This is a genomic window from Acetobacter sp. DmW_125128, assembly GCF_008704325.1.
Taxonomy (GTDB): Bacteria; Pseudomonadota; Alphaproteobacteria; order Acetobacterales; family Acetobacteraceae; genus Acetobacter; species Acetobacter oryzifermentans.
The window spans coordinates 1-11457 of the sequence record NZ_VHOP01000016.1 but is presented as its reverse complement, the minus strand read 5'-3'; the positions used below and the strand labels follow the sequence as shown (position 1 = coordinate 11457).

The window sequence follows — 11457 nt, the reverse complement described above, 5'->3', positions numbered from 1 at the left end:
TGTCATCCAGCCGATAGAATAATCCGTTTTGGAAATTACATCGAAAGAACATTATGAAGTATTGCGCTTAAACGGCCGTCCACATAAGTCGGTCGAGATGCAGTTCCGTGTTGGGCAGGAGAACGTCCTGAGCTTCGGCAATGATGTTGCGGATCCGGGCGTGCTGGGTGCGGGCATACTCCGTGGCGACAAGTTCCCGTCCTGCCCGTACCAGAATGGGATCGCCCATGATTTCACGGGCGCGGGCGAGCAGACGGCTCACGGAAGGCGGGCTTAGCCCAAGGCGTTCCGCTGTACGGCCCACGCTCTGTTCCTCAATAAGGATGTCCAGTGCATGAAGAAGATTGAGGTCCGTCGGTTTCACGTTTTCAAATCACTCCACGTTTTACGTCACGACCTTGTTCAGGATGCCAGTAATCTTCAGATGCGACCATTTCATATAATGGAATGATACTTTCCATTTCACGGTATTTTTTGAAGGTTGGATCAGACCGTAAGGTGTTCTCAGACAAGAGGGCCAATTTTCCACGGCTCTGCCTTCCCCAGAGGGCCAGAGCCTTTTCATTTGCGGTCCCCGGATTTCTGAAAGTCATCGTGATGAAAATGATGTCACAAAACAGGACGTTACGTCCGGCAGTCGTCAAGGCGGTGCATGATGTGACGCCGCACATGCGGCGTGTCACTCTCGTCGGAGACGATATCAAGAGACTACCGGTCGAGTATCCCGCGCAATGGATGAAGGTGTTCCTTCCCGCACCGCCCGGCCGCAAGCCGGAAGGACGTGCCTATACGATCCGCCGCTATGAGGCGACTGCCGGGTTGATGGAACTGGATTTTGTCCTGCATGGCGACAACGGTCCGGCGTCTGCCTGGGCCGAAAAGGCAAAGGTTGGGGATGTGCTTCAACTGGCCGGTCCGCGCGCAGGATACCGCGTTGATCCCGCTGCAAGTCGCCATCTTATGGTGGGGGATGCGACGTCGCTTCCAGCGATAGCGGCTATTCTTGAGGCGTTACCATCTGGCGTTACTGCCGATGCCTTTATTGAAGTGAATGGTACAGATGAAGAACAGAAACTGGAAACTGCTGCATCCTTGAATGTTACATGGCTGCATTCGGGTAGCGAGCCTCCCGGCACGACAGGGCAGCTCGAACTCGCCGTACAGGGGGCAGTTCTTGACCTGTCCGATTGTCAGGCGTGGGTCGCGGGTGAGTCTTTCATGGTCAGAGCCGTGCGGACTTATCTGACCGTCGATCGTCTGCTTCCTTCCGGTCGCCTGCATGCGGCCGGTTACTGGAAAATGGGCGATGCGGACCATCGCGACCGTGACTGACTGATCCCGCTTCACGACAATCATGCAGAACAGGAAAGGCTGACGCCCTATGAACGTCGTACACGGTCACTCTATCCGCTCCATAATTCCCACTGTTGCCCGTGCGATCGAGGCTATGCGTGCAGGGCGAATGGTTATCATGGTAGACGATGACAACAGGGAGAACGAAGGCGACCTAGTCATGGCGGCTGAATTCGTGACTCCTGACGCAATCAATTTCATGATTACACATGGACGAGGGTTGGTGTGCCTACCCCTTGCCGAACGAAAAAACTAAACGTTCTATCCGAACATCCTTTTGGCCTCCTTGAGGCGGATCTCACACTAATACAAGCAGTTCTCAATACTCTTCCTTAAGGAACTGAATGCAGGCTAAAAATATGGGAAAAGATTACACCAATGAAAACTTTCCAGTTGCATCACTTCTTTTTAACAAAAAAAATCGAGACGTAGTAGTCTCGTACTACAAAGTGGCTAGATTTTCTGACGACATCGCTGATTGCAGTAAACTAAATACCAAAGAGAAAATTAACAAATTATACGAAATTAAACAGCGAATTATGTCAGATGGGCAAGGTGAGAGCATATATGGGGATGCTAGAAGTCGACTGACAGAAAGAGGCGTATCTATCGACAGATTAACAGATTTAATTTCGGCATTTCATATGGATGTTGTAGGAAGAGATTATGATTGTTGGGATGATATTGTAGAATACTGTAAATACTCCGCCAATCCTGTCGGACGCTTTATATTGGATCTTCACGGGGAATCTGACTCTCTGTATTACCAGTCAGATGCATTATGTTCCGCTTTGCAGATCATTAACCACATTCAGGATTGTCGCCAGGATTTCCTCCAGCTCAGAAGAATATATATTCCGGGAGAGTTCTTTTATGGAGATTCAGAAAAAAAAGGCGATATGTTCTTAATTGGTAATGTTAATTATCTTGATATGTCTGTTAAAAAACTTGCTGATAAGAACAGATCCCTTTTAGCTGCTTCTAGTCGCCTTCCTCTGTTGGTGAAAGATATTAGACTATCTATGTGGATAAATTCTGTTCACACTATCGCTACAGAGTTAAATAGCAGAATATCGCGTTTAGGTATTTGCGAGAGGAAGCATAAGTTAAGTCGGTCTGGTTTTGTGGTTCTTGGTTTGCGAGGCGCAATGAGCGCAGCCCTCTCTTCCGGCCGAAGATACCGTGGTTAGAAGGTGTTATGCACTTTGCATGAGCTGGTTGACTACATTTTTCAGCATAAGCTGTGCAAAGGCGATGATGTGCACAGTTTAGAGCGTTGAAGCGTAACGCTCGTAATCCTTTACAAACCTTCTGAACCGTGTTGCCCATGCGAAGAATTTCTCTACTATCAAAAGACGGGGTAGAAGCACAAAACCTTGTTTAGTATGAGGCAGTTTGATGATTTTGAGAGTGATATCGCGCTCTTCAGCGGCATATGTCGCTTTTGTCATGGTGTAGCCCTGATCAGCGCATTCCATCTCAATGCGTCCTTTCGTTGCCTGCTGAAGCTTCAGCCAGCAGGTCAACTTTGCGCTGCCGTAACTGGCCTGCGAGCCACTCTCACGGCGCGGTCATACGGAGGGATCGGTGGATTTGCTTCAGCTTTCTGCCTCAAACCTGCTGAAGTGCTCTGTGAAATCTTGAACGAGGACGGCACCATGGCCCGTCGGACGCAACTGGATGTGTTTTCTCAACGGTTTGATCTGCCAATAATCAGCATTGCAGACATTCTGCGGGAGGTTATGGGGTCACAATCTAATGCAGGAATTAAAGTAATAAAAATATAACACATAATTTTTTATGAATAATGTAATCGTGATGACCGAAGTAATATTCTCTTAGTAGAAAGAAATAGTTGATTGGCTACGCGCGAACAGCAACATCATGAGCAAAACGTTGACCAAGAGCCTCGGTCGTGATCGCCGCCATACGATATCCGTTTGCTGGATTGCTCAGATAGTCGAGGTAGGCACTTGCACGACCGCCATCGCCCCCGTCAAGGTCAGCGCGGTCGCTCACGACGAGGCCACCTTGTCTCAGAGCCGGTTCGAGCAGGCGCAGGATATCCAGATAGAGCCCTTTCGAGGCATCAAGTAGGATCAGGTCGATTGGGTGTGGCACATCGCGGACAAGCGTAGCCATGGCATCTCCGATGCGGATGTCGACTAGATCAGCCAGCCCAGCTTCGTGCAGATTGGCTGCTGCGCTTGCCGCTTTCTGTGCGACAAACTCTGTTGTCACTAGCCGCCCGCCGCCGTTATCCCTTAGTGCGGCCGCCAGAAAGAGCGTTGAAACCCCGAATGACGTGCCAAACTCAACAATATGTCGGGCACCGCTGCTGCGTGCCAGCACATAAAGCAGGGTGCCAAACTCAGGTGTGACTGGCATTCTGGCCCCAGCCATGGCCTGATAAAATCCGTGTTCTCCATCATGGTTCAGTCCTGCGGACTGCGCTTCCGCCCGTCGAACGGGATCCTGTTCAATGGTCTCGGAATAGAGACGTTCAAGAACCCGCTGGATAGCTGCTGTGAATTGTGGACGAAAGAGGTGATTGGTCATGATAACTCCGCAGACAAGACTGGATGCAGATAATAATCCCTCGCTCTATGCTGGCGTTACTCGCATTTTCACCGAGGATACCGACCTCACTCTGGCTCCTCGGAAATGGCCGCGTCAGGCACGCTCGCGAGCGACTGTGGATGCCATTCTGGAAGCGACGGCTCTGCTTTTGGAAGAAGGAAAGTCCTGCAGCACTAACGCAATTGCGGAGCGTGCCGGCGTTGGAATCGCCACCCTTTACCAGTATTTCCAAGGCAGGAACGAGGTCATCGCGGCCCTGAGTCGTCAGGTGCGGGAAAGGCTGGTGCATACCGTGGCCTCGGCACTGGTGACTGCGTGCCGCCAGTCATTGCGTGACGGATTACGCTCTCTGATTCTCGCCGCAGTTCAGGCAGATCGGAAGCATCCGCTTTTCGCAGTGCGCCTGGATGAAATCGAGGCGAAGCTGCCTCTCGAGACAGACCATCATCGTATCATGACTGAACTTTGTGCAGTGGTAACAACGTTTCTTGAGCATCATAATGTTGCTCTTGGGAGGAAGGCGCAAGCTCTTGCCAATGATCTCTGCGTCATAGCCGGAGCGCTCATTGACGTGACACGGCAACGCACCACTGTGATAGAAGCAGACCAGCTTGATCGCATCATAGGTCAGTTGATGGCAGTTATTCAGGCCGAGAAGAAACTGATGAGAGAGTGATCTCTTTGATTGCTTTATAATGATGGATTTTGAAAAGCCGCCCCCTTTAAGGAACGGAGCGTTATCGATGAAATGGGACAGTTCACCTCGCAGGATGCAGAAACCAGGTTCTTGCACCGGCCATTTGGTGATTTCGCTCGACAGTCAGTTTATCGCCATGATGCCGCGGTTCCCGGCAAGCGCTTCTCGTCGTCAATGACAGTCACGCAGGAGAGGGGATTATCTGACCAACTCCAAAAGACAAGGTTTTTGTCATTTTCTGTCGCTCCGGGAGCAAAGCTCGGGACGATTATGCCGGCTGCGCCACTGGCCATGAGTGCTTTTGCCAGTTCCCATGAGGGTGGCGTCTTGCCTTGGTCAGCAAGATCTTCCCAAGGACAGGCCAAGGTGGCAGGGGAGAAGCCCAGATTGTTAAAACTAGATAGATCGGTCAGATCGAGGACTGGTTCGCTCTCGACGTCATAGGCACAGATGGTCAAAGGTTGCGGCTTGAATGGGAAACCCTGCTGGGCTTCGAGCCATGCAGTTTCCATCCGAAGTGATGTGTAAAGGGCAGGTATACCGGCCGGGTTGAAACGTCCTCCGTGGAGCGCCGCACCATCGCCCGATAATGGCGCGAAAGACCACCGGGGATTGTGAGCCCTGAATACCCGTCCGGTGAACCTCACGCGTAGCCGCCGGTAGCAATCCGATCCAGATAGCGTCGGACGGCATCGGCGCGTCCCTCCCGGACAAGCGCCTCGGCAGTCTGATCACCGAAGGAGGGCAAAGGTTGTGATCGGTACCATGCGAAAGCCTGTTGGGCCGAGCCAGCCCATGGCCGGACGCGATTGAGGATCTCGACCATGTCGCGCAGCCTGGCTTGAGTGGCAGGGCGGCCAAGGCGTGCGCTTTTGGAGACGGCGTCACGAGACAGGCCCAGAGTGGTGGCCAGTTCACCCCTTGTGATGTGCAGCATATTGCTCAGCCGTTCTGCAGCGATCAGCCCCGATGGATCAAAGGCGTCGATGAGGAATGTAGTCTCAGACATGATGGAATGCCTCATATATTGACCGTTATTTGGGATTATATATGAGGCAGATTGTCTGTTGCAAGGATTCCAGTTGGATATGTCCGTGCGCGCTGGCATTGTCATCCTGTTACGCGGCGCGACGGGGTATCTCGCGGTCCACCAATCGCAAGTATCGTTGGTTGCCTTCCCCCGCAACCAACGACGCTTGCGAATGACCATTCGCCACATTTCGCCGGGATCGTAGTGTGCGGTTCCCCGCAACCATACATATCCGTCTGAAAAGACAGAAAAAAAGCCACCCTCACGGGTGGCTTTTTTTGTGCACAAATCACACCGCAGGAAACACATAGGAAACAAACGAAGGAGAAAAACCGCGTAGTTTCGCTGCGTGCGAGGCGCGCCAGAAGAGGGCCGGGAAGGCTAGGAAGCGGTCCAGGCTGCACGCGCGGAGCCGATCCGCGAACCTTCTCCTTGCCTTCCAAGCCGTCCTCACGTAGCTACCAGATAAGAATGGTTCTTAATGTGGTGAAGCGGATTCGTATGACCGCGTGATGAAGTGGGCAGCGCACCTTTGGACAGCGAGAAGGACAACCTGAGCCTGTTCGTGCAGAACCGTAAACGGCTGGTCGACTATGCGACCACTGTCACGGGGACTACGACGCAAAGCGAGGATATCGTTCAGGAAGCGTGGGTTCGTTTCTCGACGGTCTCTCAGGCTGATCCGAATTTTGTTCGTGAACCGTTACGCTATCTCTTTCGCATTGTCCGAAATATTGCTCTTGACGGTAGACGGGCACATATCAGCCGTAGCCGTTATGTAATTTCTGACAATAGAAGCGAGACAACTCATCTTCAACCAGATGAGCGGGCCGTTCCGGAAGTCGAGATTCTGCATCGCCAGCAACTGGCCATTGTGCGGGATGCTTTTGCAGAACTCCCAGAGCGCACAAGAATGGCAGTGGAATTGCATCGTCTTGAAGGATTGAAGACCAGGGAGGTGGCCGCACGGTTGGGAATCTCTGTAACACGTGCCCATACTCTGATCGCCGAAGGCGTTGCCCATTGCCGGAGACGCCTGAAGTCGTTCCCATAAATCATTATAGAAAAAAATCTACGCTGCTTCGTTTATGAAGTAGGGACTGACTTCGTCCATGTTCGGACATGTGACGGCCAACATGATGCTTGAGTATCGGGAGAGGGATGACGGCAGGGATAGAGAGCGAAGACGAACGGGCAATAAGGGAAGCAACTGACTGGCTTATCTTTTTGGAAGATGAGCCTGATGATCCCGATCTTCGCACCCGTTTCGCTGAATGGCTTTCCGCTCACCCAGCCAACAGAAAAGCCTGGACCGAGACCGCGCAAGCCTATGATCTGATTGGTCCCGCAGCGGCGAATGAAGGTGCTGCCATCCGTGTATTTGAAGCGCGAGACGTAGCGGACGAGGTCGCTCCTCTGTCATCGCAGCGCATCCTATCGAGGCGAATGGTTCAGGTAGTCGGAGCAGGGATGGCGCTCGCCGCCTGTCTCGTCCTATTGATAGCTCCGAGCGCTCTTCTTTGGTGGCAAGCTGATTATACAACAGGCACGGCCCAACAACAGTCGATCCGGCTCGCAGATGGTACAGACGTAGAGCTAGCTCCTCAGAGTGCTATTGCCGTGGATTATAAAGGGTCACAACGGCATATTCGTCTTTTGAAAGGTCGTGCCTTTTTTGAAGTGACACATGACGCAACGCGCCCGTTTGCCGTGGATGCTCATAGTGTCCGCACGACAGATATTGGCACTGCGTTTGAAGTCGGCTTCGGGGCGGATAGTACGGATGTTGCGGTTGCACAGGGAGTTGTGCAGGTAGACGCTTCTCCGTCCTTTGGGGTTTCAGAGCGTTTGCAGGCGGGACAGGCGATCCACGTAGGCTGGAAGGGCGGTTTCCATCGTACGAATGCGGACGGGACTGAAATCGCCTCATGGCGACATGGGCAATTGATCGCTAATGATCAGCCGGTGGCTGATGTGGTGGGAAAACTCCGTCCCTACTTCAAAGGGATGATTGTGCTTGCCAGTTCAGACTTCGCTGCACGGCGGGTTACAGGGGTTTATGACCTGAATAACCCAGTCGGTGCCCTGCATGCCCTAGCGCAAGCCCATGAGGGCGTAGCCGTAAGGCGTATGACGCCTTGGCTTGTCATTATCTCCGATTTCTAATTTTTCGTATCCGATCATAAAAAAGAGGGAAAAAATTTTCTCGGCACCCGTCGCTCAAGTAGGGGATGAAACTGCAATGCAGTCGCATTAACGGCACGTCCCTGCTACGTAAAGCACAGTAAGGGAAACAATGCCGTTGCGACGGAACGTGAGTGTCGGTGCTGACCGAAAAATTATAGCTGCAATTCTGATGACAAGCTCGGCACTGGCTTCTGTTGCCGGAGCATCAGGCGCTTTTGCTCAAACGGTGGTTTCATCTGCGATGACTGCCGATCAATCAAAAAGCTTTTCTATTCCAACAGGATCTCTTGCAAAGGCGCTAACGTCTTTCGGAGCGCAGTCTGGAAAACAGGTGTCGGTCGAGACGGCAGTTATTCAGGGATTATCGTCTCCCGGTATAGCTGGACGCATGACTGCGCAGCAGGCACTGACACAGTTGCTTGCAGGCACTGGACTGACCTATCGTCTTTCAGGAAATGTTGTGACGCTCGTTAAGATTTCTGCCAATATCACGCTTGGCCCAGTGCGCGTCGGTGGAACAGCGTTTGATCCCCATCAAGCCGCTATAGGGCCTGGGAACGGCTACGTTGCAACCTATACCGACGCAGGCACAAAGACTGATACGCCCTTATGGGAGATTCCCAACTCTGTTTACGTAATCACCAAGCAGGAAATACAGGATCAGCAAGCACAAAACATCCAAGAGGCACTGCGCTACATGCCAGGTGTATATTCTGAGAAAACTGGTACCGGAAACAACGGAAACGCAGGGACATCTGGCGGCGGATTCATGCAACGTGGCTTTCGATCGACGCAATATGTTGACGGCATTCAATCTAATTCTAGGTCCGCTGGCGAAACTGCTTTTGTCGAGCGCGTGGAAGCCCTCAATGGCCCTGCATCAGTTATGTATGGGCAGACGGGGCCAGGAGGTATCATAGCAACACGCTTAAAACAGCCGACGGAAACACCTATTCGAAATGTCTCTGTGGGGTTCGGAAATTGGGGTCGCTACGAAGCAACCTTTGACGTCAGTGACAAGATCACCAAATCGGGAAATCTGAAATATCGTATTGCGGGGATAGGTGTTACTCAAGGAACACAAACAGACTACGTTAATTACAAGAGGGTTGGAGTTCTCCCCTCTATAAAATGGGATATCGACAATAAGACAAGTATTACCCTTTTGGGTAGTTATATGTACACACCTGATAATGGCTTCTACGGGACAGGTTATCCGTTGATCGGCACATTGATACGTGGCAAAGGAGGTTATCTACCTCGAAGTCGTTTTCTGGGAGAACCTGGGGCTAATGAATTCAATTCGTCGGAAGCGCGATTTGAATATCAGTTCTCACACAAATTCAATAAGCACTTGGAATTTCAGCAGACATTTATGTATGAAAATTCAACAACAAAATACAATTCTCTAAGTGGAGGTAATCTCGATAGTGATGGTTCTACATTTGAAAGAACAGGTAATAAAGCATCCCAGCCCGATAGAACTATAGGTCTAGATAGCAAAATAATAAGTCATATTTCTACTGGTCCTGTAAGCCATACGCTGGTGGCCGGTATGGATTTCCGACAGGTTAAAGTTGAACAAAATATTTATTATGATCTGAGTGCATCATCAATAGATATCTGGAATCCTCAATATGGATGGTCCCCTAATTATAGCTTGTCTGGCTCTGACATGGTCACAAACTCAGATGCGTTTCAAACTCTCAGTCAAAAAGGAATATACTTCCAAGATCAAATGAAATTCCACCGACTGACCGTTACACTAGGTGGGAGACAGGATTGGTACGGATATGATATGTCCGTTTACGGCGCACGTCATATTGGTGGTACATATGTTGCGCCTCATCTGAGCGCTGTTCAGAAGGAACCCGCTTCCGCATTTACATGGAGAGCTGGATTTACTTATAACTTCGATTTTGGACTGACGCCTTATTTCAGCTATGCAACGTCATTTATGCCGCAGGTTGGATATTTTTCCGCGGATGGAAAGCTGTTTAAGCCTAACCAGGGAGATCAGTTTGAAGCGGGATTAAAATATTTAATTCCACATTCTGATATTTTCCTTACAGCAGCCGCGTATCACATCAAAGAAGATCACTACGCAATCACCGATACAGTCAATCCAGGCTATCAGGTTGATGCAGGAACTGTTGTGTCTAAAGGGGTTGAATTATCCGCGCATGCTAACATTACGAAGGATCTACATCTAACTGCGTCATATAGTTTTAATGATACACGGGTAGCAAAGAGCGATACAACTGAAAGTCAGAGAGATATCTACGGTAACGTTATCGGTGAGGTTTCTGAAAAAGGAAAATATATTTCCGGATTACCTCGCAATATGGTAAACATGTTTATTGATTATGCGCCACCTGCAAGAATTCTGTACGGCTTTGGTGTCAATTTTGGTGTCCGATATGTCGGAATGACATATGCCGATAATGCTAACTCGTTTAAAGCGCCAGCCTATACTCTGTTTGATGTCGGTGCCCATTACGATTTTTCTGCACTAACGCCGACACTTACGGGATTGAAAGCACAGCTGGCTATATCAAATCTGGCAAACAAGCGGTACGTTACATCTTGTTCATCTGCCAGCGGCGGTGGCGCCTGCTACTATGGACAGGGTCAACGGATATACGGAAACCTTTCGTATAGCTGGTAAAATTTCTTCACCTCGAACTACAATAGCTTTTCCCCTTAAATTCAGCATTTTACCCTTCACTTCCATGCCAAAGTCGTGGGGCAGCCTCACTGCAAGAAGCGTGGACTGTCCCCGGCAAGATGTGTGAGGTAACCCATGTCAAAGTCGGTGGGTGATACTGCGCAACATGCGTGGGGCGTCCCTGCAATTTTCATAAGGTCACGCTGCAAGGCGTGAGAATTCAATGTAACCAGACAAGCGGGGCTGCCTGACAGGCGCGGCATGTTTTGTCGCGTCCGGTCGGTGGCTCTCCAGCCGAGAGGACCCTCTCCCATGCCATCCGACATCTGGCATTCCGAGGCCGATCTGGCCATCCTCAGAACCCTTCCGACCTCCGCTCTTGCCGGGGCTTTCATGCGGCGCTGGTCCCGCTATATCAGCGATTATCGCGACATTCTGCTGCGGGCCGGGGCCAGCACCAATCCCTCGCTCCTGTGGGCGGCGTTCCGGGACTGAATTTCCCCGGGTTTTGTGGAGACAGAAAGACCCGAGAGGTAAGAAGAATTTATGAGCAACAAATCGAAGCGTTTTCCGCCTGAATTTCGTGAACGTGCGGCCCGCATGGTTCTGGAAGAAGAGAAGAACCATTCGTCACGCTGGTCTGCAGTGATGATGATCGCGCCAAAGGTGGATATTCATCCTGACACGCTGTCAAAATGGACCCGTCTGCATGAGCGGGCCAATGCACCTGCAGCAAGTGATCTTCCTGATCGGGAGAAGATCAGGCAACTGGAGCGAGAGAACCGCGAATTGCGGCAGGCCAATGAAATCCTGCGTAAGGCTTCTGCGTATTTTGCCCAGGCGGAACTCGACCGCCTATGTGGACGGCCGTTTAAGCGCAATACTTCATAATGTTCTTTCGATGTAATTTCCAAAACGGATTATTCTATCGGCTGGATGACA

General features: G+C 50.9%; 13 protein-coding genes and 2 pseudogenes. 10 read left to right on the top strand and 5 right to left on the bottom strand.

What is annotated here, in order from left to right; genetic code table 11:
• Positions 1-67 precede the first annotated feature (67 nt).
• Positions 68-364: a LysR family transcriptional regulator gene (locus tag FKW19_RS06355; RefSeq protein ID WP_116100253.1), complete on the bottom strand. Its 297-nt coding sequence runs from the start codon at positions 362-364 to the stop codon at positions 68-70.
• A 233-nt stretch (positions 365-597) separates the two neighbouring features.
• On the opposite strand from FKW19_RS06355, the gene FKW19_RS06350 reads away from it, so the two are divergent.
• The 3 genes and pseudogenes from FKW19_RS06350 to FKW19_RS06340 all read left to right on the top strand — a co-directional run bounded on the left by FKW19_RS06350 (position 598) and on the right by FKW19_RS06340 (position 2543).
• Positions 598-1332: a siderophore-interacting protein gene (locus FKW19_RS06350; RefSeq protein WP_116100342.1), complete on the top strand. Its 735-nt coding sequence runs from the start codon at positions 598-600 to the stop codon at positions 1330-1332.
• 49 nt (positions 1333-1381) lie between these two features.
• Positions 1382-1603, top strand: a pseudogene (locus FKW19_RS06345) (3,4-dihydroxy-2-butanone-4-phosphate synthase); the annotation flags it as partial.
• A 94-nt stretch (positions 1604-1697) separates the two neighbouring features.
• Complete coding sequence (locus FKW19_RS06340) at positions 1698-2543, top strand: squalene/phytoene synthase family protein (RefSeq protein ID WP_089179454.1); 846 nt, start codon at positions 1698-1700, stop codon at positions 2541-2543.
• A 78-nt stretch (positions 2544-2621) separates the two neighbouring features.
• On the opposite strand, the gene FKW19_RS16065 is transcribed toward FKW19_RS06340, so the two are convergent.
• Positions 2622-2879 carry a hypothetical protein gene (locus tag FKW19_RS16065; RefSeq protein WP_370512892.1) on the bottom strand — a complete coding sequence of 86 codons (258 nt, stop codon included), beginning with the start codon at positions 2877-2879 and terminating at the stop codon, positions 2622-2624.
• 31 nt (positions 2880-2910) lie between these two features.
• Between FKW19_RS16065 and FKW19_RS16000 the strand changes: the two are divergent.
• A pseudogene (locus tag FKW19_RS16000) lies at positions 2911-3086 on the top strand (3,4-dihydroxy-2-butanone-4-phosphate synthase); the annotation flags it as partial.
• 130 nt (positions 3087-3216) lie between these two features.
• Here FKW19_RS16000 and FKW19_RS06325 read toward each other — a convergent pair.
• Positions 3217-3912, bottom strand: coding sequence for an O-methyltransferase (locus FKW19_RS06325; protein ID WP_089179453.1), 696 nt, complete (start codon positions 3910-3912; stop codon positions 3217-3219).
• Here FKW19_RS06325 and FKW19_RS06320 point away from each other — a divergent pair.
• On the top strand, positions 3911-4609 hold the full coding sequence (locus FKW19_RS06320) for a TetR/AcrR family transcriptional regulator (protein ID WP_089179452.1): 699 nt from the start codon (positions 3911-3913) through the stop codon (positions 4607-4609). The two genes, FKW19_RS06325 and FKW19_RS06320, sit on opposite strands and share 2 nt — an antisense overlap.
• A gap of 149 nt (positions 4610-4758) precedes the next feature.
• Here the strand turns inward: FKW19_RS06320 and FKW19_RS06315 are convergent, their stop codons facing one another.
• Both FKW19_RS06315 and FKW19_RS06310 read right to left on the bottom strand, forming a co-directional pair.
• Positions 4759-5277: an RES family NAD+ phosphorylase gene (locus tag FKW19_RS06315; protein ID WP_089179451.1), complete on the bottom strand. Its 519-nt coding sequence runs from the start codon at positions 5275-5277 to the stop codon at positions 4759-4761.
• Positions 5274-5639 carry an antitoxin Xre/MbcA/ParS toxin-binding domain-containing protein gene (locus tag FKW19_RS06310; RefSeq protein WP_061471297.1) on the bottom strand — a complete coding sequence of 122 codons (366 nt, stop codon included), beginning with the start codon at positions 5637-5639 and terminating at the stop codon, positions 5274-5276. The genes FKW19_RS06315 and FKW19_RS06310 overlap by 4 nt, the downstream gene beginning before the upstream one ends.
• 553 nt (positions 5640-6192) lie before the next feature.
• Here FKW19_RS06310 and FKW19_RS06305 point away from each other — a divergent pair.
• From FKW19_RS06305 to FKW19_RS06285, 5 genes are all read left to right on the top strand, one after another.
• Positions 6193-6714, top strand: a complete 522-nt coding sequence (locus FKW19_RS06305) for a sigma-70 family RNA polymerase sigma factor (protein ID WP_162870694.1) — start codon at positions 6193-6195, stop codon at positions 6712-6714.
• Between the two features lie 107 nt (positions 6715-6821).
• Positions 6822-7826 carry a FecR domain-containing protein gene (locus FKW19_RS06300; RefSeq protein ID WP_089179449.1) on the top strand — a complete coding sequence of 335 codons (1005 nt, stop codon included), beginning with the start codon at positions 6822-6824 and terminating at the stop codon, positions 7824-7826.
• Between the two features lie 148 nt (positions 7827-7974).
• Complete coding sequence (locus FKW19_RS06295; RefSeq protein ID WP_238331341.1) at positions 7975-10515, top strand: TonB-dependent siderophore receptor; 2541 nt, start codon at positions 7975-7977, stop codon at positions 10513-10515.
• Between the two features lie 312 nt (positions 10516-10827).
• Positions 10828-11010 carry a transcriptional regulator domain-containing protein gene (locus tag FKW19_RS15405; RefSeq protein ID WP_116100254.1) on the top strand — a complete coding sequence of 61 codons (183 nt, stop codon included), beginning with the start codon at positions 10828-10830 and terminating at the stop codon, positions 11008-11010.
• A 51-nt stretch (positions 11011-11061) separates the two neighbouring features.
• Positions 11062-11406 carry a transposase gene (locus FKW19_RS06285; protein WP_089179447.1) on the top strand — a complete coding sequence of 115 codons (345 nt, stop codon included), beginning with the start codon at positions 11062-11064 and terminating at the stop codon, positions 11404-11406.
• The last annotated feature ends 51 nt before the right edge of the window (positions 11407-11457 follow it).

What these genes read in the sequence shown, in the direction of transcription:
- FKW19_RS06350 (WP_116100342.1), top strand. Translation starts at nt 598, where the DNA reads ATGAAAATGATGTCACAAAACAGGACGTTACGTCCGGCAGTCGTCAAG.
- FKW19_RS06340 (WP_089179454.1), top strand. Translation starts at nt 1,698, where the DNA reads ATGCAGGCTAAAAATATGGGAAAAGATTACACCAATGAAAACTTTCCA.
- FKW19_RS06320 (WP_089179452.1), top strand. Translation starts at nt 3,911, where the DNA reads ATGATAACTCCGCAGACAAGACTGGATGCAGATAATAATCCCTCGCTC.
- FKW19_RS06325 (WP_089179453.1), bottom strand. Translation starts at nt 3,912, where the DNA reads ATGACCAATCACCTCTTTCGTCCACAATTCACAGCAGCTATCCAGCGG.
- FKW19_RS06310 (WP_061471297.1), bottom strand. Translation starts at nt 5,639, where the DNA reads ATGTCTGAGACTACATTCCTCATCGACGCCTTTGATCCATCGGGGCTG.
- FKW19_RS06300 (WP_089179449.1), top strand. Translation starts at nt 6,822, where the DNA reads ATGACGGCAGGGATAGAGAGCGAAGACGAACGGGCAATAAGGGAAGCA.
- FKW19_RS15405 (WP_116100254.1), top strand. Translation starts at nt 10,828, where the DNA reads ATGCCATCCGACATCTGGCATTCCGAGGCCGATCTGGCCATCCTCAGA.
- FKW19_RS06285 (WP_089179447.1), top strand. Translation starts at nt 11,062, where the DNA reads ATGAGCAACAAATCGAAGCGTTTTCCGCCTGAATTTCGTGAACGTGCG.